The organism is Providencia sp. PROV267 (genome assembly GCF_028477825.1).
Taxonomy (GTDB): domain Bacteria; phylum Pseudomonadota; class Gammaproteobacteria; order Enterobacterales; family Enterobacteriaceae; genus Providencia; species Providencia stuartii.
In genome coordinates this window covers 207,960-227,926 of the sequence record NZ_JAMPLX010000011.1, presented here as the reverse complement: position 1 = coordinate 227,926, position 19,967 = coordinate 207,960, and the positions used below count along the sequence as shown (strand labels likewise).

The following is a 19,967-nucleotide window of genomic DNA, read 5'->3' as shown; positions in this document are numbered from 1 at the left end:
AGTTTTAGTCCCTCAAGGAGGCTTGGAATCGCTGTTTTAATGCAGCAATACACAGATCAACGGTCGCGGTTATCTCTTCTTCTTCCATGGTACGCGTTGTATCTTGGAAGACGAGACTGATAGCGAGACTCTTATAACCGTCTGCTATCCCTTCACCACAATACACATCAAACAAGTTTATGCCAACTATATGATTTATGCCAACTTTTTTACATTCTGCCAAAACATCTGCGGCGGCAACGTTTTCTGGCACAACAATCGCAATGTCGCGACGGTTCGATGGATAGCGTGAAATCGCCTTCGCATCAGGGATTGCACGGTGTGCTATCGCATCACAACGAACCTCAAATACCACAGTTCGACCATTTAAATCGAGTTTACGTTCTAGTTCTGGATGAACAACACCAATAATACCAATATGTTCATTTTCCAGATAAATCCCAGCACTTTGACCAGGGTGCAATGCCGGATGTACTTCAGGTTTAAATGTAATTTGATTCAGTTTGCCAGTCAATTCCAAAACAGCTTCAAGATCACCTTTTAAATCAAAGAAGTCCACAACTTGTTTATCTAATGACCAATGTTCATCGAATCGGTTACCCGCAATCACGCCAGCCAGCATGGTTTCCTGACGGATTTGATATTCTGCTTGATTATCAGGGATAAAGCGCAAACCTGTCTCAAATAATCGAATTCTATTTTGTTGACGATTTTGATTATAGACTACCGTAGTCAAAAGACCTGTTAAAAGTGACAAACGCATCGCCGACATATCAGCAGAAATTGGGTTTGGTAACACTAATGCTTCCTGCTCTGGGTGAAGCAAAGCTTGCACTTTCGGGTCGACAAAGCTGTAAGTAATTGCTTCTTGGTAGCCTTTATCAACTAACATCGCCTTAATACGCTTAAGCGGCAGATTAGCTTCTTTGTGCTTAGTCATGACTAAATCTGCACGCAGCGGTACATCTGGAATGTTGTTATAACCATAAACCCGTGCAACTTCTTCAACCAGATCTTCTTCGATCTGCATATCGAAACGCCAGCTTGGTGCAACCACATCCCAACGCCCTTCAGAAGCTTTCACTTGGCAACCTAAACGGGTCAAAATATCTGTCACAACATCATCCGCAATCGCATAACCAATCAATCGATCGAGTTTATTGCGAGTCAGAGTAATATGAGCGACTTTCGGTAAATGTGCTGAGCTGGTGACATCAATAATGTCACCAACTTCACCACCACAAATATCCAGAATCAATTGTGTCGCACGTTCAATGGCTTTGAACTGTAATTCAGGATCAACACCACGCTCAAAACGGTGAGAAGCATCAGTGTGCAAACCATAATTACGTGCACGGCCTGTAATCGCTAGTGGATTAAAAAACGCACATTCTAGAAGGATATTTTTGGTTTCGCTGTTAACACCTGAATGCTCACCACCAAAAATACCCGCAATACCGAGTGGATTTTTCTCATCAGCAATCACTAGCGTATCAGCGTTCAGCGTCGCTTCGCTACCATCTAACAGAACCAGCTTTTCATCTTGTTTTGCCATACGCACCACGATAGCGCCATCTAGGCGATCGAGGTCATAGGCATGCTGAGGTTGACCCAGTTCAAGCAATACATAGTTTGTGATATCAACAACAGCATCGATTGAACGCACGCCACCACGGCGCAATTTCTCTTTCATCCACATTGGGGTTGGTGCAGAGACATCAATATTTTTGATAACTCGACCAAGAAAACGCGGACATGCTTCAGGTGCTTCAACGCGGATTGGGAAGGTATCGGTTGTAGTGGCTTTCACCGCCTCAATCTTAGGCGCTGTCAGTGCTTGTTTATTGATTACAGCCACATCACGTGCTACACCAAGAATGCTTAAACAGTCCGCACGGTTTGGCGTAATGCTAATTTCGATGATGCTGTCATCAAATTTCAAATAATCACGTAAATCAGTACCAATTGGCGCGTCTAATGGCAGCTCAATAATACCGCTATGATCATCAGAAATACCTAACTCAGAGAATGAACAGAGCATCCCTTCTGACGGCTCGCCACGGAGTTTTGCTGCTTTGATTTTAAAATCGCCGGGTAGAACTGCACCAACCGTTGCGACAGCTACTTTCAAGCCTTGACGGCAGTTAGGTGCCCCACACACGATATCAAGCAAGCGATCGCCGCCAACATTGACTTTTGTGACTCGTAGTTTATCTGCATTTGGATGCTGACCACATTCGACCACTTCACCAACAACAACACCTGTAAATTGCCCCGCCACCGGTTCAACACCATCAACTTCCAAACCGGCCATCGTGATTTGTTCAGATAATGCTTCACTGCTAATGGCTGGGTTCACCCATTCACGTAACCAAAGTTCACTGAATTTCATGAGAAAGTCCCGCCTTATTTAAACTGTTTGAGGAAACGAAGATCATTTTCGAAGAATGCGCGCAAATCAGAAACACCGTAGCGCAACATTGTAAGGCGCTCCATTCCCATGCCAAATGCAAAGCCTGAGTAGATTTCTGGATCAATACCCACATTGCGTAGTACATTTGGATGAACCATGCCGCAACCTAACACTTCTAACCACTTACCATTTTTCCCCATAACATCCACTTCAGCAGAAGGCTCTGTGAATGGGAAATAAGATGGACGGAAGCGGACTTGGACTTCTTCTTCAAAGAAATTATTTAGGAAATCATGCAATGTGCCTTTTAGGTTAGTAAAGCTGATATCTTTATCAACAATCAACCCTTCTGTTTGATGGAACATTGGCGTGTGTGTTTGGTCGTAATCGTTACGGTAAACACGACCAGGTGCGATAATACGGATTGGCGGTTGTTGCCCATTCATGGTACGAATTTGCACACCGGAAGTTTGGGTACGCAGCAAACGCTTCGCATCAAACCAGAAAGTATCATGATCGGCACGAGCTGGGTGGTGGGCAGGAATATTTAATGCATCAAAGTTATGGTAGTCATCTTCGATTTCAGGCCCCGTCTCAACACTAAAGCCTAACTCACCAAAAAACTCTTCAATTCGCTGAATGGTACGGGTAACTGGGTGTAATCCCCCATTTTCCATACGACGCCCAGGTAATGAGACATCAATTTTCTCCGATGCTAAACGTGCATTCAGTATTTCAGCCTGCATGGCTGCTTTACGCATATTCAGTGCATCTTGAACCTGTACTTTGGCTTCATTAATCACAGCCCCTGCTGCTGGACGTTCATCAGCAGGCAGATCACGCAACGTTTTCATCTGTAGTGTGAAGTGGCCACTTTTGCCTAAATATTCAACACGAACTGACTCTAACGTAGCAACATCTTGGGCCTGTTCAATGGCTGCTTTTGCCTGTGCAACCAACTCAGCGAGATGTGGCATTATTTCCCCTTTATGACCTTACGGTCGTTTTGCTAGTTATTCACCGATTTATTAAGTTCTCACTTGCCATTTATTGAATGGATAAGCACTTAACTGATTTTACTGTATTTTTCTTCAATCAAAAACAAAAAAGCCTCCTGACGGAGGCTTTAGCGTAACTTTTCGTTTCTTTTCTTACGCGCGCAAGCCCCCGAAACTCAGGTGCTAAAGTAAAAGAAGAAACGAAAAGCGACGATTTGCATATAATTAATTCACTAAACAGACTGTATTACTTAAGTATTAACATAAAACCACATAAATGAAAAGAGGAAGTCTCCTTCCTCTTTTCAAGCAAACATTAAGCTAAAGCGCCTTTCGCTTTTTCAACTAAAGCAGTGAATGCTGCTTTGTCGAATACGGCGATGTCTGCCAGGATCTTACGGTCGATTTCAATTGAAGCTTTTTTCAAGCCATTGATGAAACGGCTGTAAGACAGACCGTTTTGGCGAGCCGCTGCGTTGATACGCGCGATCCACAGTTGACGGAACTGACGTTTACGTTGACGGCGGTCACGGTAAGCGTATTGACCAGCTTTGATTACCGCCTGAAACGCTACGCGGTAAACACGAGAACGTGCACCATAGTAACCTTTCGCCTGCTTCAGAATTTTTTTGTGACGTGCACGGGCGATTACACCACGTTTTGCGCGAGCCATAGCTATCTCCTATCGTCTTTAATCTTATTAACCAATGTTTACTTATGCGTAAGGCAGGCAGGCAACTACCAGACCCAGATCGCCCTTAGATACCATTCCTTTCGGACGTAAATGGCGTTTACGCTTAGTAGACTTTTTAGTCAGAATGTGACGAAGGTTTGCATGCTTGCGCTTAAAGCCACCGCCTGCAGTTTTTTTAAAGCGCTTTGCTGCGCCACGTACAGTTTTAATCTTTGGCATTTCTTTAATTTCCAACTTCGCATTGTGATAAACTACGAATTAATTAGGCGAATAGCATCTACATTGCTGTAAACACAATTACTTGATGGCCTAATTATTTCTTCTTAGGTGCCAGCACCATGATCATCTGACGCCCTTCAATTTTTGAAGGGAATGACTCCACAGACGCCAGCTCATCCAAATCGGACTTAATACGGTTAAGTACATCCATACCGATTTGTTGGTGAGCCATTTCACGACCACGAAAACGCAGTGTAACTTTGGCTTTGTCACCATCTTCGAGAAAGCGAATCAGGTTGCGTAGTTTGACCTGATAATCACCTTCATCTGTACCAGGGCGGAATTTAATTTCCTTCACCTGAACAACTTTTTGCTTCTTCTTCTGTTCTTTTTGAGACTTGCTCTTCTCATAAAGGAATTTGCCGTAATCCATGATACGACAAACTGGCGGTTCGGCATTTGGGCTGATTTCAACAAGGTCTACCCCTGCTTCTTCGGCTTTTTCTAGTGCATCACGCAGGCTCATAATGCCGAGCTGTTCGCCGTCTAAACCGGTTAAACGGACTTCATTCACACGAATTTCATCGTTAATACGATTTGGACGTGCTGTTGGGATTCTTTTTCCGCCTTTAATACTTTATTCCTCCAACTGGATAAAGAGATTTGCTTATATTCTCTAAAGCATACACCCTAGTTACCGTTTAATCTAATAGATTCAATATGTTGATAACTAAAGTGCCATATTCTTTGCCTACGTCACCTCGGGTAATTACCGAATGATAAGGCGATTCGACCGCGGATTTTAATGCTTATTGCCCGATTACTCAAGTAGATAATCAATTTTTTCGCACAAACCCATGTCTTTTCATATTATCAAGCCTATATTCAGAGCATCCAATATAGGTTGTTAGATATTTTCCATGATTGGTTCAACAAGATATAGCACCCGCTTTTATGCGGGTGCTGTTCATGATGATAAACTTACTTTTTCTTTGGTGCTAAGACCATGATCATCTGGCGACCTTCAATTCTTGAAGGGAATGACTCCACAGACGCCAGTTCATCCAGATCGGCTTTAATGCGGTTAAGCACTTCCATACCGATCTGTTGGTGAGCCATTTCACGACCGCGAAAACGCAAGGTAACTTTGGCTTTATCACCATCTTCCAAAAAGCGAATCAGACTACGTAGTTTAACTTGATAGTCGCCTTCATCTGTTCCTGGACGGAATTTAATTTCCTTCACTTGAACAACTTTTTGTTTTTTCTTTTGCTCTTTCTGAGACTTACTCTTCTCATAAAGATATTTGCCGTAATCCATGATCCGGCAAACAGGTGGCTCAGCATTAGGGCTAATTTCAACTAGGTCAACACCAGCCTCTTCCGCTTTCGCAAGTGCTTCACGCACACTCATGACACCGAGTTGCTCACCGTCAAAACCGGTAACTCGAATTTCAGTTGCACGGATTTCTTCGTTAATACGATTTGGACGTGCTGTTGGGAGTTTTTTTCCGCCTTTAATACCTTATTCCTCCATCTGATTAAGCTGACGACTGCGAATTTCTTCTAGCAGTTTGTTTGTAAATTCATTGACATCTAGGCTGCCTAAATCTTTACCGCGACGGGTACGTACAGAGACTTTACCTGATTCAACTTCTTTATCGCCGCAAACTAACATGTAAGGAACACGACGCAAGGTGTGTTCGCGGATCTTAAAGCCGATTTTCTCGTTACGTAAGTCCGCTTTCGCACGAATGCCAACACTTTGTAGCTTGCTGACTAATTCTTGAACATAATCCGCCTGAGTATCAGTGATGTTCATCACAACCACTTGTTGTGGCGCCAACCATGTTGGGAAGAAACCTGCATATTCTTCTGTCAAAATACCGATAAAGCGCTCAAGTGAACCTAATACCGCACGGTGGATCATCACAGGCACAATACGTTCGTTGTTTTCACCAACATAAGATGCATTGAGGCGGCCTGGCAAGAAGAAGTCTAACTGTACAGTACCACACTGCCATGCGCGGTCTAGGCAGTCATACAGTGTAAATTCAATTTTAGGACCATAGAATGCCCCTTCGCCTGGCTGGTATTCAAACTCAATACCTTGATCTTTTAACGCCTGAGCCAGATCCGCTTCTGCGGTATCCCACATATCGTCAGTACCGATACGTTTTTCAGGACGTGTAGACAATTTAACAACAATTTTTTCAAAGCCAAATGTTGCATAAACGTCATAAATCATTTTAATACAGTCGGTGACTTCACTTAAGATTTGATCTTCAGTACAGAAGATATGAGCATCATCTTGTGTAAAGCCACGTACACGCATTAAACCGTGTAACGCGCCGGATGGTTCATTACGATGGCAGCTACCAAACTCAGCCATTCTTAATGGCAGATCACGGTATGATTTCAAACCTTGGTTGAAAATTTGTACGTGACCTGGGCAGTTCATTGGTTTCACGCAATACTCACGGTTCTCAGAAGACGTTGTGAACATCGCGTCTTTGTAGTTTTCCCAGTGCCCAGTTCTTTCCCAAAGTACCCGATCCATCATAAATGGACCTTTTACTTCTTGATAGTTATAGGCTTTCAGTTTAGTACGTACAAAGGTTTCTAATTCACGGAAGATTGTCCAGCCATCATTGTGCCAGAACGCCATACCCGGCGCTTCTTCCTGCATATGGTATAAATCTAATTGCTTACCAATTTTACGGTGGTCACGCTTAGCCGCCTCTTCAAGGCGTAATAGATAGGCATTTAGCTGCTTTTTATCTGCCCAAGCGGTACCGTAAATACGTTGCAGCATTTTATTATCGCTGTTACCACGCCAGTATGCGCCCGCCACTTTCTGTAATTTAAAGTGGTGACAGAAACGCATATTAGGTACGTGTGGACCGCGACACATATCAATATATTCTTGATGATGATATAAGCCTGGGCGGTCGTCTTGACTAATATTTTGATCAAGAATTTCAACTTTATAATCTTCGCCACGGGCAACAAAGGTTTCGCGAGCTTCGGCCCAAGAAACACGTTTTTTAATTACATCATAATCTGTTTTGGCAAGCTCAAGCATACGCTTTTCAAGCTTTTCCAAGTCTTCCTGCGTCAGCGCATAATCTAGGTCAATATCATAATAAAAACCATTATCGATAACTGGACCAATTGCCATTTTGGTGTTTGGCCACAATTGTTTGATTGCATGACCTAGCAAGTGAGCACAAGAGTGACGAATGATTTCTAACCCTTCATCATCTTTGCTGGTAATGATAGCCAAATTGGCATCATGCTCGATCAGTTCACAGGCATCAACCAATTCACCGTTTACACGGCCCGCAATACACGCTTTTGCGAGACCTGCTCCAATATCACGCGCAACATCCATCACAGAAACGGCATGGTCGAACTGACGCTGACTTCCATCAGGAAGAGTAATAACAGGCATTAATAAATCCTTATCAGCAGTGGTGACCCACACGAAAGATCACTTGCTTGATTATTCCAAGTTTATAAAACAATACGTTACGATTAATTCCTCACTTCACTATGCGAGATATGTACACAAATGACTAACTGACTATGCACATTAAAAGTAACTCATTGACAATGATAACACAGACTGATTTATTCGCGATAGATGAGTGGTTATTATCGCCGAATAGTTCAAGCCTGCTCAAATAGAGCGATGGACACAATTTGAATAGTGCAACATAGAAAATGGTGAGTTTATATGAAGTACCAATCAATACGAAAATGAGCGCAATAAAAATACTGAGTCTATTTTCTACAATTAAAACAAGATATGCCGCATTGCCACAACAATATAAATAGGTATAAATACTAAAATAATCAACCTTTGGCTTTGCTCAACTGGAAAAATATTTGGATTGTCACCACAGGTTGCTAATAGCTGCTTCCCATTTAAGGCCGCCTATTTTTCAAAATGACGAGTGAAAAACTGAGCCTATATATCAGCGCAATGATAATCACAATTCAGTCAGCCCCTTTTTCACTAATGCTGACTTTCTATCCGATTTATTTAATCGTAGGTTTGCTCAATATTCATTCCCGTTTCGATTGGTTTAATTAACTCAATTGTGCGCGTGGAGGTATATAGCGGAATGTATAGGTGGTATGCGTCTTTCCACCAGCCTGCCTACACTCCCCATATACACCATAATGCTGTATATCCACTATCACTTATCCGATAACCCAATATTTCCCTTTTTGCCTTACTGTTGAGGCGATAAGATATTATTGGAATATCACTGATATCGCACTTGCCGCAAGCAATAGCCCCATAATTAAATTAAACTTTTTCAAAACATTAGGGTTCTTCAATCGTTCGCGCAACTCACTACCAAACATAGCCCAAATCGTGACAGATGGAAAATTAATTAGGCTAAAAATAACCGCCACAAGCAACATTGAGCTATAAGGGTTCGTTGAGTCTGTGTAGAGGGCCATACCCGATATCGCCATCATCCATGCTTTTGGGTTTACCCATTGAAACAGCGCTGCTTCTAACAACGTTAGCGGTTTTTCATTACTGTTTTTTGCTGATCCAACTGAACGGCTGATTGTCGTCTTCCAAGCTAGCCATAATAAATAGGCTATCCCTAGATACTTCAAAATATTATAAACGATCTCTGACGACTTAATTAAAGCCCCCACTCCCATTCCCACTGCAATTAGCATCACCAAAAAGCCTATTGAGACCCCTAATGCGTGTGGCATAGTTCGCTTTAGTCCAAAATTCATCCCCGATGCAAGTAACATGATGTTATTGGGGCCTGGGGTAATGGACGTGACAAAAGAAAACATCGATAACGAAATGAAAGTTTCAATATTCATAGTGTGTGCATCTATTGAGCAAATGGTTAATAAAAAATAGCAATGGATTGTTTACTCAATGCATTGGCCTTCAGGCCGCTGAATACTGAGTGAAGAGCAGTGTAAAGTGATCTGAATTCACTTTTTTTATCTCTGCGTGCGCATGCCTCGTTTTACGTCATCAACCAGTAAATAGATACCTCTAGTCGTGATACGCTCCGCTGATAAATAAACAAGACAATATGATAAACAACGATATTTTGCGCTAGTTGTTAAGAACAAAATGCATATTTAACGGTTATTTTAAAATACACACCGTATTCTTAAGTTACAGCCAGCGTCGTGTTTGTTGGCTATAACGTTGCCACTCCTCTTGAAAACGTGCTGATAGGAACTTTTCTTCTTGAGGGATAGTATACAGATCGGTCACCAGCCAAAATACAAGGCCTGATACAAGAAAATACGGTGATTGGGTAAACAGTGCCAAACTGACACACAAGGATGTAAACGCCAAATAGAGTGGATTACGAGAGAATTTAAATGGCCCCTCCGTGATCAACGCTGTTGCCTGAACGATGGGATTAGGGGATGTCTTGTAACGATAAAAATAATATAAACTGGCGGCTATCCACCCAAAGCTTTCCAACGCAACCAGTATCGCCAATATTCCCATCCAACCAGAGAAACTCCAAGACAGGCTATTTTTCGTATCAAGATAATAGAAGGCGATAGCGTTGAAAATTAGCCAATTTAAGAAAGGAAGTCTAAATATGCGCATGATACGCTCCCTAAATCAACACGGCATACTTAGACTAACACAGATCATGTAAGATGTTTTAAATAACAAATTTTGTTTTCTATCCTTGCGATATTTTCTGCACTATTTTGATTAAATTAACGCTAATTATTTCCCAAAAAGAACACACTTTTTAACCCTTCTAAGCGTGCATATTCTTGTTGGCAAACTAATTTCCGTACTTGTACTGGCATACTCTCAACCCGTGAGCGTATGGCATTCAATTGGTCGTCCAGTCCATTCATACCTTTAACGTTGACAACATCTTCATTTGTCTTTAAATATTCGGCAAAGGTTTGCAAATTACTTTCTAAACTGTCACATGCATTATAATCCGCACCCCAGCTTGGCATTAGCGCATTAATAGATTCAGGCAAAATACTTGCTACACTAGGATAGATGTCCTGCTTCCATTGCTGCGGAAAAACAATAAGCAGTGCAGCTATTGCGACTCCCATTAGCATGACGAATGCCGTCAGAGCCGTCATTACATTTTTCATTTACAACCCCAAAACTTACCTGTTTGACTTTAGTTAGCATAGTGCATAGGGCGTAAAGCAATATTTATAATAAAAAATAGTTTGTAAAGAAAACTCTAGCAATATTAATAGGCTAATAAAAGTAAGCAAATTAAGATGATACGTTTACACTTAAGTGCTTATAGAAGATAGTTGTACTTTCAAACTCCTGTTGAGCATTCGATACAAAATGAGGAATTTCACCCACCTCGATATAATCTTGTTGGCGATACAGATGTGCAGCAACATCACCTGTACGAGTATCTAATACAAGTAATGTTCGTTGATGGCTTAGCGCTACCTGCTCCACAGCGAGAAGTAACTGTTTAGCTATGCCTTGCTGACGAAAAGCTGTGTGTACCATGAGTTTTTCAACTTCTGCCCGATGGCGACCATTTGCCTTTGCGCAAAATGAAAGTTGAATTGCCCCAGCTAACTGTTTGTCGACTAATTTTACGAGTAATAAACGTTCACCGGTTTGCAAGCCTTGATCAACTGTTTGCCAATAATTGCGCGCTTCAACCTGTGTTATTGGAGCAATAAATCCAATCGAAGCCCCGCTGTTTACACAGTCGATTAATAACCAATCTAATTGTTGTTCCAACCCACCAACAGTCGCTACACTTTGAATAGACATAATGTTTCCCTATAACTTTCACCTGTGTTATCACCTATTCGCCGCGGTGTATTGACTATGAATAAAATACCATTCCGTCATACGGCTTTTTGCGGCAACTCTTTAATCTATCTATTAATGAACCAACATGAATTTCTAATTGATGACCATCTGGATCTAAAAAATAGAAGGAGTCACCTTCACTGCGGTTATCTTTCCAGACAGTCACGCCGGCTTGATGCAATTTTTCAACGATATCCGAAAAATCCTCAGCTAACACCGTAAAAGCATAATGGGTGTAATCACGACGCTTTGCAGCAGCAACCTCTTGTCTCATCGGATCATAAGAAAGGCATACCCATAGTGCACCACAGGTTAAATAAGCCCCTCGCTCCCAACTTGCATGTAACTGCATTCCTAATACCGTCTGATAAAAAGAAATACTTTTTTGTATGTCACTAACGGCTAGAGTTAAATGATTGATTCCAATTAGCATTTTTTCTCCCTCGCTCACTAATAAATAATTGTACACGTATTCTTTTAATGAATTTACATAACCAGTAAGTAAATAACAAAATTAACGGTATAACTTAACCATATCGAAATTTTGACAACCTACTAATAGATGCCCTTTCCCTTTTTATGTCCCCCATAAAAAGGGTTTTTTTTATCTTAAAAATTGAACATTTTTTAGCTCACTGTTATATCTCACTGTTATAAAAAGAGTAAATCAACTTATTCACAATAGAATGCGAATGTTATCCACAGTTAATGTGTACAACTACTTCTTTTTAAATCTTAAAAAAATCATCGTAATAAGATTGGTAACTTTATCGCGTGATATATCAGAGATTGTGTAGCGAGATAAGCGGTTTTACAGGGCATCTGTGCATAATTTTTGCTATAGTGCCAATTCGCACTGAATTTTAACCTCCATTAAGAGCTTAATTTGCCTATTATGAATGATTTTCTTCAGCTATTTCAGGCCATCGGTATTGGATTGGTTTTAATACTTCCTCTTGCCAACCCATTGACAACAATTGCAGTGATGCTGAGTTTGTCTGGCAACATGACCAAAGAGCAGCGAAACCATCAATCACTTTTGGCTTCTATTTATATTTTCGCGATCATGACTATTGCCTTCTACGCAGGGCAATTAGTGATGAATACATTTGGTATTTCGATTCCCGGATTACGCATTGCTGGTGGGTTAATTGTGGCATTTATTGGTTTTGGTATGCTATTCCCTAGCGGTGAGAATAACGATGATACCAGTGCCTTAACACCTGATGACACAACCGTCTCTAAAAAACGTCAAAAATCACCTAATATTGCGTTTGTTCCCCTTGCCATGCCGAGTACTGCCGGGCCAGGTACCATCGCTATTATCATTAGCTCAGCGGCCTCTTTACAAGGTGATGTTGGCTTTGCCCCTTGGGTATTAAAAGTCGCTCCGGTAATCACCTTTTTCATTGTTAGCTTAATTGTTTGGTTAGCATTACGAGGTGCCACTTCTATCATGAAATGGTTAGGTAATGGTGGAATTGATGCGATATCAAGGGTAATGGGGTTCTTATTAATTTGTATGGGAGTGCAGTTTGTTATCAACGGTATCGTTGAGATTGTCGCGCAACTCCCACATTTAGTGGCGGCACATCATTAATTCATGGCTAATGAATTATAGGCATTTTTGACTTTCCATAAATAACGCGGAGCTTGAGGCGCTGGGTGTTTCGTTTGAACGTGTTGATAAAACTCTTCAGGTGTCAATCGATTAATCATCGCGATAGCTCTGCCTTTATCATTATCAAATGTCCTTAACAAGGCGCCAGCACCATTGACGTAAGCCACGACAGTCGCATAGTACATCGTTTGGGGATTGTTAATCCCAGCAAGGTGTTGCTCTTTTAATATCCGAATATAAGCTGTGCCAATATCAATATTTTTTCTCGGATCTTTTAAATCTCGCGTTGAAGGCTCCCCTGATTTCCCTTGGTAACGATATGCATCACGCCCCGCAGTTGAAGCTTTGATTTGCATTAAACCAATCGCATTCGACTTACTGACGACATCCGGTCGGAAATTTGATTCAACCTCAATGATGGCCCGAATTAAGGTTTCATCAACATTATAACGACTCGCAGACTCTCGAATGAACTCATCAAATGGCGTACGAGGAAAGGAAATATTTTGCTGCACTGTTGATAAATTGCTACTTTTATTTAACATCCGTTGTGTTGATACTTGTTTTTCTGGTTCACTAGAGCAACCCGCTAGCAACAGAAATACCAATGCGCCACTGATATTTTTTTTCACCGAGATATCCTCTGCTAATAAAACTGACGGAAGAATAACTAATAGTAAGAAAAATAAAATAATTTTTACTTAACTTTTACTTCAAGACATGTTTTAGTCATTGAAAAAAGTAATCACAATAATAGAAAAATCACACACTTTTTGTCTTGACTTTATCCAATTGATATTGATAATCATTATCAATTGACTTTTGCTCCTGCTATTCTTTTTATGCGTAACAGGGTAATTAAAAAATCCACTAAGCCAATGATGTCAGGGTCTGAATAATGAAGAAAACACTATCTCTACTGTCTAAACCACTACTTTCTGCTGTCTTTGCTTTATCTACTATTTTACTAATCAGTCAACCTGCATTAGCTAAAAAGTTTAAGGTCGTCACAACTTTTACCATTATTCAAGATATCGCACAAAATGTCGCAGGGGATGCCGCCGTTGTGGAATCGATAACCAAGCCTGGCGCTGAAATCCACGGTTACCAACCAACACCAAAAGATATCATGAAGGCCTATGATGCCGACCTGATCTTATGGAATGGCTTAAACCTTGAAGTCTGGTTCCAACGCTTCTTTGAAAATTTCCAAAATGTTCCTGCTGTTGTCGTCACTGAGGGGATTGACCCTATGCCAATTCGTGAAGGCGAATATAAAGGGAATCCGAACCCACACGCATGGATGTCACCTGCAAACGCCCAAATTTATATCGAAAATATTCGCAAAGCATTGGTTAAGTATGATCCAGAAAACGCAGAAATCTACAACCAAAATGCGAAAAAATATGCTGAACAGATTGCACAACTTGATGCTCCACTGCGTGAGCGACTCAACCGTATCCCTGAAGAGAAACGTTGGTTAGTCTCAAGTGAAGGCGCTTTCAGCTACTTAACAAAAGATTATGGCTTTAAAGAAGCTTATCTCTGGCCAATTAATGCGGAAGAACAAGGAACGCCACAACAAGTTAAAAATGTGATTGATACTGTACGTAAATATAATATCCCTGTGGTATTTAGCGAAAGTACAATTTCAGACAAACCAGCACGCCAAGTTAGTAAAGAAACTGGGGCAAAATACGGTGGAGTCCTTTATGTAGATTCACTATCAACCGCAGATGGCCCAGTACCAACCTATATCGAACTGTTAAATACAACCGTTGACACTATAGCGAAAGGATTTGATCAGTAATATGAGTAACTCGAAACGCTTTGAACACCCTAATTTGGTTGTGGATGATGCCACTGTCACTTACAACAACGGTCACACTGCAATTTATGATGCAAGTTTTGATATTACAGGCGGATCAATATGTGCATTGGTTGGCGTCAACGGCAGTGGTAAATCCACCTTATTTAAAACGATCATGGGGTTAGTCACCCCATCATCTGGCAGTGTCACGCTCAATGGTGAGCCAATCAAAGAGGCTCTCAAAGAAAACATTATTGCCTACGTTCCTCAAACAGAGGAAGTGGATTGGAACTTTCCTGTGCTTGTCTCCGATGTGGTGATGATGGGGCGTTACGGCAAAATGGGCTTTTTTCGTATTCCTAAAAGTGAAGACAAAGAAGCGGTAAAAAAAGCACTTGAACGTGTAGATTTGGCAGGGTTAGAGCATCGCCAGATTGGCGAGCTTTCTGGCGGGCAGAAAAAACGCGTCTTTTTAGCTCGTGCGCTAGCCCAACAAGGTAAAGTGCTCCTACTTGATGAACCCTTTACAGGGGTCGATGTTAAAACAGAAAACGCCATTATTGACCTGTTACGTAGCCTACGTGATGAAGGCCACCTGATTTTGGTGTCTACTCACAACTTAGGGAGTGTGCCTGAGTTTTGTGACCAAGTCATTTTGATTAATCGCACCGTACTCGCAAGTGGTCCGACTGAAACCACATTTACCCAAAAGAATTTGCAAGTGGCTTTTGGTGGTGTGCTACGCCATATCAATCTTTCAGGTCAAGAGCTGCATGACGACGACGATCCACGCTCTGTCACGGTGATTACCGATGATGAACGCGCCGCCGTTTTCTATGGCCATGACCACAATGCCCCCGTTAGAACAAACCAGCCTAAGGATCCAGTATGATCGAGTTGTTACTGCAACCTTTCGAGTACAACTATATGGTTAAAGCCATTTGGGTAAGCGCTATTGTGGGTGCCGTTTGTGCATTTCTTTCAGCTTACCTAATGCTCAAAGGTTGGTCATTAATGGGCGATGCCCTCTCTCATTCCGTTGTACCGGGTGTTGCCGGAGCTTATGCGTTAGGCTTACCCTATGCCGCCGGCGCCTTTTTTACGGGGATCCTCGCGGCCCTAGCCATGACCTTTATTAAGCATATTACTCGGTTACGTGAAGATGCCGTTATCGGCTTTATCTTTTCAACTTTCTTTGCCGCGGGGCTATTAATCGTCTCTTTAAACCCAACCTCAGTGAATGTGCAAACCATCATTTTCGGTAATATTTTAGGTATCGCCGACGCCGATGTATTGCAGGTTGAAATTATTATCGCCATCTCCTTTATCGTGCTACTGGCTTTATGGAAGGATTTACTCGCCGTGTTCTTTGATGAAAGCCACGCTCGTTCAATTGGCTTGAATCCATTGCGCTTAAAAATTATCTTTTTTACTCTACTAAGTGCTTGTACGGTAGCTGCATTACAAACGGTTGGTGCAATTTTAGTTATTGCTATGGTGGTAACTCCCGGGGCAACAGCTTATCTACTCACTGACCAATTTAAGCGTTTATTAATCATTGCAGTCGCTATTGGTACTGCCACCAGCGCGATTGGTGCTTATGCCAGCTATTTCCTCAATGGGGCAACTGGCGGCTTAATTGTGACGCTTCAAACGGTTATTTTCTTGTTGGCATTCTTCTTTGCGCCAAAACACGGCATTTTTGCTTCTCGTCGTAAGGCAAAACAGGAAGTCGAGAACCTGCATAAAATAAAACAACAAGGAGCCTCTAATGAGTGATTTTATTGACTTACTAACGGCACCGTTTATTTTCCCGTTTATGCAGAAAGCGATTATTACGGCTATCGTGACAGGTGCAGTCTGTGCGATTTTATCTTGCTTTTTAGTGCTTAAAGGCTGGTCATTAATGGGGGATGCCATCTCCCATGCTGTATTACCGGGGATTGTTATTGCTTCTGTTGCGGGTATACCACTTGCTATTGGGGCATTTGTTTCGGGCCTGTTTTGTGCATTTGCCACCGGATACCTCAAAGAGAATAGTCGTATCAAAGAAGATACCGTGATGGGAATTGTCTTTTCAGGCATGTTCGCCGTCGGCTTAGTGATGTTTGCCAAAATCGATACCGAGCAGCATCTTACTCATATCCTATTTGGGGATATTCTTGGTATTACCGATGCCGAATTTAAGCAAAACCTATGGTTTGCAGGCATTACCATCGCTATTATCTTACTAAAACGTAAAGATTTTATGCTGTATTGCTTTGACCCTAATCAAGCGCGTGTGATTGGCCTGCCTGTGAAGTTGATCCATTATGGTCTGCTCTCATTGCTCGCCCTTACCATTGTCGCCTCGCTTCAAGCGGTTGGGATCATCTTAGTCATTGCGATGCTTATCTCCCCGGGCATCATCGCTTTTGTCCTATGTCGAAGCTTTGGGTGGATGCTCTTTGTGGCCGTGATTGCCTCCGTCACCTCTAGTGTGATTGGAACCATTGTCAGTTTCCACATTGACGGTGCTACAGGCCCTTGTATTGTTATTACTCAAGCCATCTACTTCATCATTGCCCTGCTCTATAGCAAAATGGTCTTAGCGCGTAAAAAAGCGAAATTGCCGCAAGAAAAGTTACAGTCGGCCTAATGCGCTGTTAGCGATAATAAGCAAAATAAAAAGCCACCCAATCATCTTAAGGGTGGCTTTTGTCTCTATGTCATCAAGAGATGGTGTTAAGACGCTACATCCACTTTTTCTAGTACCACTGGAATGTTTTTGTAAGCCGGAATACCACTTTGCGGGTCAAAATTATCCAACGCAATTAAGTTATTCGCTTCTGGAAAATAGGTCGCCACGCAGCGATCAGCCATATCATGGATAACCACTTTTAAGTTATCTAAGCGGCGATGAGTGCGCTTTTGTTCACTATCCAGTGCAATAATATTGACTCTATCGCCTGCGGCTAAGTTCTGTTTCTTAGCCTGTGCTTCGCTAATAAACATCACATCGCGTTGGCCAAAAACACCGCGATAGCGGTCATTGAGTCCATAGATAGTGGTGTTATATTGGTCATGGCTACGTACTGTCGCCAAGACTAATTCACTATTCACCGCTGATTTAGGGTCTTCAATAACGCCTTGCGTCGTAATGAAGTTTGCTTTTCCTGATGACGTCAACCAGCGCCGCTCTGCAGCCGCATTGGTTAAGTGAAAACCACCAGGCACACGGATCCGCGCGTTATAATCTTCAAAACCCGGTAACACCGCCTCCATCGCGTCACGAATTTTATCGTAGTCATCGATAAACTCATCCCATTCTACTTTAGTATTTGGCAATGTAGCCTTAGCCATACCGGCTACGATGGCACACTCTGATTTCAAGTGAGGGCTAGCCGGTTTTAGCTTACCGTGCGAGGCATGTACCATCGACATAGAATCCTCAACGGTAATACTTTGTGGTCCGGTTTTTTGTTCATCCCGTTCAGTACGCCCTAATACGGGGAATAGGAATGTGTTTTTGGCTGTCAACAGATGGGAGCGATTAAGTTTAGTCGCTGCATGCACTGCTAAGTCTAATTTTTTCATACCGCTATAGCAGGCATCCTGATCCGGCATCGCAACCGCTAAATTACCGCCCATACAGATCAATGCACGCGCACTTCCTTGAGAAATAGCTTGCATACTCGCGACAGCGGCATGGCCAAATTTAGCTGGGGGTTTAAAACCAAACCGTTGTTCGATTTTATCGAGAAAAGCTTGGCTTGGTTTTTCGGTGATCCCAACAGTACGGTCTCCTTGTACATTGGAGTGCCCACGTAAAGGACAGATGCCGGCCCCTTCACGTCCAATGTTCCCTTTGAGCAGCAGCAGATTCACTAATTGCTGAATATTTTGTGTACCGTGCTGGTGCTGAGTGATCCCCATTCCATAACAAATAATCGTGCTATCCGCCTCAATATATAATTGGGCTATTTGTTCGATTTCATCACGAGTCAGACCGCTAACACGTAATATATCTTCCCAACGCGTCGACATCACATCATGTTTGAGTGCCTCAAAACCGGCAGTGTGAGACTGAATAAACTCATTATCTAATATAGGCGATTTACCTTGTGCGACCGCAGCCTCATGCTGCTCAATAACAACACGCATCACGCCTTTTATTAATGCGGTATCGCCACCGATGCGTACTTTATAATAGTGTTGGGCTAATTGAGTTGACTCTAAAGTCAGCATCTCAACAGGATCTTGTGGGTACTCAAACCGTTCCAACCCACGTTCTTTTAACGGATTGATCGCGATAATTTTTGCACCACGTTTTGACACTTCACGCAATGAGCTCAGCATTCTTGGGTGGTTAGTGCCGGGGTTATGACCAATACAGATCACTAAATCGGCTTTATCAAAGTCTTCCAACAACACTGTGCCCTTACCCACCCCAATAGATGCAGCAAGTCCAACACTCGTTGGTTCATGGCACATATTGGAACAATCAGGGAAATTATTCGTTCCGTACTCTCTTGCAAACAGTTGATATAAAAACGCAGCTTCGTTTGAGGTGCGCCCAGAGGTATAAAACTCGACCACATTAGGGTCGGCATAGCCAGATAAATGTTTACCTATTTGTGCAAAGGCTTCTTCCCATTCAATCACTTCATAATGGTCAGTTTGCGGATTATATTTCATTGGATGCGTTAAACGACCTTCATTTTCTAAATCGTAATCATCCCACTTTAATAATTCAGTTACTGAATGTTTTGCAAAAAATTCAGGTGTGGTTCTTTTCGATGTTGCTTCCCATGACATGGCTTTTGCGCCATTTTCACATATATCGAAGGAGGCATAATGTTTCGGATCAGGCCATGCACAACCAGGGCAATCAAACCCCTGAGGCTTATTCATTTCAAACATAGCAATCACATCATGACCAATTTCCATTTGGCCTCGAATAGCTTCAGCCACGGCTTTTACCGCGCCCCAGCCAGCGGCAGGACCAGTGTAATTTTCAATTTTCTCTTTCATTTTCATTACTCTTTTTAATTTAAATATTGCAAAAAATAAACATCGAATAATTACAATCTAATTATGTATAAAATTAATTTTATTATATTCATTAGAAAATATAGCAAATAATAGTCATTACAATAAGGCTTTATTTTTTAAAAAAGAAAAATAATATTTGAAATATATTCATAGTCTTATTTCAATATTTATTTATGACTAGTTATTAATTTAAAAACAATATATCGATAATAATGAATATCTAAAATAATCCATTCAACATAATGTTATAGTTGAGCCATTTCGTGATAGGCTCTTCTTTTTAAATAATTATTGCTGTTAATTCCTAAACTGTCGCTATAGAATCGTGTTAGTGAAGACCAAAG

20 protein-coding genes and 1 other annotated feature are annotated in these 19,967 nt (G+C 41.7%); of the genes, 5 read left to right on the top strand and 15 right to left on the bottom strand.

The window, feature by feature from the left end; genetic code table 11:
- Positions 1–4: 4 nt before the first annotated feature.
- The 13 genes from pheT to fos all read right to left on the bottom strand — a co-directional run bounded on the left by pheT (position 5) and on the right by fos (position 11,591).
- Positions 5–2,392: a phenylalanine--tRNA ligase subunit beta gene (pheT, locus tag PR709_RS09725; protein WP_115113535.1), complete on the bottom strand. Its 2,388-nt coding sequence runs from the start codon at positions 2,390–2,392 to the stop codon at positions 5–7.
- Between the two features lie 14 nt (positions 2,393–2,406).
- The gene (pheS, locus tag PR709_RS09720; protein ID WP_014658197.1) at positions 2,407–3,390 is read right to left on the bottom strand and encodes a phenylalanine--tRNA ligase subunit alpha; all 984 of its coding nucleotides are present in this window, start codon (positions 3,388–3,390) and stop codon (positions 2,407–2,409) included.
- A 123-nt stretch (positions 3,391–3,513) separates the two neighbouring features.
- Positions 3,514–3,638: a sequence feature (Phe leader region), on the bottom strand.
- On the bottom strand, positions 3,588–3,632 hold the full coding sequence (gene pheM, locus PR709_RS19570; RefSeq protein ID WP_120752679.1) for a pheST operon leader peptide PheM: 45 nt from the start codon (positions 3,630–3,632) through the stop codon (positions 3,588–3,590). (Overlaps the previous feature by 45 nt.)
- Positions 3,639–3,727: 89 nt before the next feature.
- The gene (rplT, locus tag PR709_RS09715) at positions 3,728–4,084 is read right to left on the bottom strand and encodes a 50S ribosomal protein L20 (RefSeq protein WP_004263714.1); all 357 of its coding nucleotides are present in this window, start codon (positions 4,082–4,084) and stop codon (positions 3,728–3,730) included.
- A 42-nt stretch (positions 4,085–4,126) separates the two neighbouring features.
- The gene (rpmI, locus tag PR709_RS09710) at positions 4,127–4,324 is read right to left on the bottom strand and encodes a 50S ribosomal protein L35 (protein WP_004263702.1); all 198 of its coding nucleotides are present in this window, start codon (positions 4,322–4,324) and stop codon (positions 4,127–4,129) included.
- Between the two features lie 94 nt (positions 4,325–4,418).
- The gene (gene infC, locus PR709_RS09705; RefSeq protein ID WP_036943861.1) at positions 4,419–4,958 is read right to left on the bottom strand and encodes a translation initiation factor IF-3; all 540 of its coding nucleotides are present in this window, start codon (positions 4,956–4,958) and stop codon (positions 4,419–4,421) included.
- 347 nt (positions 4,959–5,305) lie between these two features.
- On the bottom strand, positions 5,306–5,845 hold the full coding sequence (infC, locus tag PR709_RS09700; RefSeq protein ID WP_071599650.1) for a translation initiation factor IF-3: 540 nt from the start codon (positions 5,843–5,845) through the stop codon (positions 5,306–5,308).
- A 3-nt stretch (positions 5,846–5,848) separates the two neighbouring features.
- Positions 5,849–7,777, bottom strand: coding sequence for a threonine--tRNA ligase (gene thrS / locus PR709_RS09695; RefSeq protein WP_014658195.1), 1,929 nt, complete (start codon positions 7,775–7,777; stop codon positions 5,849–5,851).
- 809 nt (positions 7,778–8,586) lie between these two features.
- Positions 8,587–9,186 (bottom strand): LysE family translocator, encoded by a 600-nt coding sequence (locus PR709_RS09690; RefSeq protein ID WP_014658194.1) that lies wholly within the window; start codon positions 9,184–9,186, stop codon positions 8,587–8,589.
- A gap of 307 nt (positions 9,187–9,493) precedes the next feature.
- Positions 9,494–9,943, bottom strand: coding sequence for a methyltransferase family protein (locus PR709_RS09685; RefSeq protein ID WP_036943860.1), 450 nt, complete (start codon positions 9,941–9,943; stop codon positions 9,494–9,496).
- Between the two features lie 122 nt (positions 9,944–10,065).
- Positions 10,066–10,461: a hypothetical protein gene (locus tag PR709_RS09680; RefSeq protein WP_004919070.1), complete on the bottom strand. Its 396-nt coding sequence runs from the start codon at positions 10,459–10,461 to the stop codon at positions 10,066–10,068.
- A 130-nt stretch (positions 10,462–10,591) separates the two neighbouring features.
- A complete protein-coding gene (locus PR709_RS09675; RefSeq protein ID WP_004919069.1) occupies positions 10,592–11,116 on the bottom strand; it encodes a GNAT family N-acetyltransferase in 525 nt (174 codons plus the stop codon).
- Between the two features lie 55 nt (positions 11,117–11,171).
- A complete protein-coding gene (fos, locus tag PR709_RS09670; RefSeq protein ID WP_014658192.1) occupies positions 11,172–11,591 on the bottom strand; it encodes a fosfomycin resistance glutathione transferase in 420 nt (139 codons plus the stop codon).
- Positions 11,592–12,053: 462 nt separating this feature from the next.
- On the opposite strand from fos, the gene PR709_RS09665 reads away from it, so the two are divergent.
- On the top strand, positions 12,054–12,758 hold the full coding sequence (locus PR709_RS09665; RefSeq protein ID WP_004919062.1) for a MarC family NAAT transporter: 705 nt from the start codon (positions 12,054–12,056) through the stop codon (positions 12,756–12,758).
- On the opposite strand, the gene PR709_RS09660 is transcribed toward PR709_RS09665, so the two are convergent.
- Entirely contained in the window at positions 12,755–13,411 is a 657-nt protein-coding gene (locus PR709_RS09660) for a transglycosylase SLT domain-containing protein (protein ID WP_004919061.1), read from the bottom strand. The two genes, PR709_RS09665 and PR709_RS09660, sit on opposite strands and share 4 nt — an antisense overlap.
- A 266-nt stretch (positions 13,412–13,677) precedes the next feature.
- On the opposite strand from PR709_RS09660, the gene PR709_RS09655 reads away from it, so the two are divergent.
- Genes PR709_RS09655 through PR709_RS09640 form a run of 4 tightly spaced genes read left to right on the top strand, consistent with a single transcriptional unit; the run spans position 13,678 to position 17,227 of the window.
- Positions 13,678–14,589 (top strand): metal ABC transporter substrate-binding protein, encoded by a 912-nt coding sequence (locus tag PR709_RS09655; RefSeq protein ID WP_004919060.1) that lies wholly within the window; start codon positions 13,678–13,680, stop codon positions 14,587–14,589.
- Between the two features lies 1 nt (position 14,590).
- Positions 14,591–15,481 (top strand): manganese/iron ABC transporter ATP-binding protein, encoded by an 891-nt coding sequence (locus tag PR709_RS09650; RefSeq protein ID WP_014658190.1) that lies wholly within the window; start codon positions 14,591–14,593, stop codon positions 15,479–15,481.
- Positions 15,478–16,368: a metal ABC transporter permease gene (locus tag PR709_RS09645; RefSeq protein ID WP_004919054.1), complete on the top strand. Its 891-nt coding sequence runs from the start codon at positions 15,478–15,480 to the stop codon at positions 16,366–16,368. The genes PR709_RS09650 and PR709_RS09645 overlap by 4 nt, the downstream gene beginning before the upstream one ends.
- Entirely contained in the window at positions 16,361–17,227 is an 867-nt protein-coding gene (locus PR709_RS09640) for a metal ABC transporter permease (protein ID WP_004919051.1), read from the top strand. The genes PR709_RS09645 and PR709_RS09640 overlap by 8 nt, the downstream gene beginning before the upstream one ends.
- A gap of 86 nt (positions 17,228–17,313) precedes the next feature.
- On the opposite strand, the gene PR709_RS09635 is transcribed toward PR709_RS09640, so the two are convergent.
- The gene (locus PR709_RS09635; protein ID WP_014658189.1) at positions 17,314–19,602 is read right to left on the bottom strand and encodes an FdhF/YdeP family oxidoreductase; all 2,289 of its coding nucleotides are present in this window, start codon (positions 19,600–19,602) and stop codon (positions 17,314–17,316) included.
- Between the last annotated feature and the right edge of the window lie 365 nt (positions 19,603–19,967).

What these genes read in the sequence shown, in the direction of transcription:
- fos (WP_014658192.1), bottom strand. Translation starts at nt 11,591, where the DNA reads ATGCTAATTGGAATCAATCATTTAACTCTAGCCGTTAGTGACATACAA.
- pheS (WP_014658197.1), bottom strand. Translation starts at nt 3,390, where the DNA reads ATGCCACATCTCGCTGAGTTGGTTGCACAGGCAAAAGCAGCCATTGAA.
- PR709_RS09690 (WP_014658194.1), bottom strand. Translation starts at nt 9,186, where the DNA reads ATGAATATTGAAACTTTCATTTCGTTATCGATGTTTTCTTTTGTCACG.
- thrS (WP_014658195.1), bottom strand. Translation starts at nt 7,777, where the DNA reads ATGCCTGTTATTACTCTTCCTGATGGAAGTCAGCGTCAGTTCGACCAT.
- PR709_RS09665 (WP_004919062.1), top strand. Translation starts at nt 12,054, where the DNA reads ATGAATGATTTTCTTCAGCTATTTCAGGCCATCGGTATTGGATTGGTT.
- pheT (WP_115113535.1), bottom strand. Translation starts at nt 2,392, where the DNA reads ATGAAATTCAGTGAACTTTGGTTACGTGAATGGGTGAACCCAGCCATT.
- PR709_RS09635 (WP_014658189.1), bottom strand. Translation starts at nt 19,602, where the DNA reads ATGAAAGAGAAAATTGAAAATTACACTGGTCCTGCCGCTGGCTGGGGC.
- PR709_RS09675 (WP_004919069.1), bottom strand. Translation starts at nt 11,116, where the DNA reads ATGTCTATTCAAAGTGTAGCGACTGTTGGTGGGTTGGAACAACAATTA.
- PR709_RS09640 (WP_004919051.1), top strand. Translation starts at nt 16,361, where the DNA reads ATGAGTGATTTTATTGACTTACTAACGGCACCGTTTATTTTCCCGTTT.
- PR709_RS09655 (WP_004919060.1), top strand. Translation starts at nt 13,678, where the DNA reads ATGAAGAAAACACTATCTCTACTGTCTAAACCACTACTTTCTGCTGTC.
- PR709_RS09645 (WP_004919054.1), top strand. Translation starts at nt 15,478, where the DNA reads ATGATCGAGTTGTTACTGCAACCTTTCGAGTACAACTATATGGTTAAA.
- PR709_RS09650 (WP_014658190.1), top strand. Translation starts at nt 14,591, where the DNA reads ATGAGTAACTCGAAACGCTTTGAACACCCTAATTTGGTTGTGGATGAT.
- rplT (WP_004263714.1), bottom strand. Translation starts at nt 4,084, where the DNA reads ATGGCTCGCGCAAAACGTGGTGTAATCGCCCGTGCACGTCACAAAAAA.
- PR709_RS09685 (WP_036943860.1), bottom strand. Translation starts at nt 9,943, where the DNA reads ATGCGCATATTTAGACTTCCTTTCTTAAATTGGCTAATTTTCAACGCT.
- rpmI (WP_004263702.1), bottom strand. Translation starts at nt 4,324, where the DNA reads ATGCCAAAGATTAAAACTGTACGTGGCGCAGCAAAGCGCTTTAAAAAA.
- PR709_RS09680 (WP_004919070.1), bottom strand. Translation starts at nt 10,461, where the DNA reads ATGAAAAATGTAATGACGGCTCTGACGGCATTCGTCATGCTAATGGGA.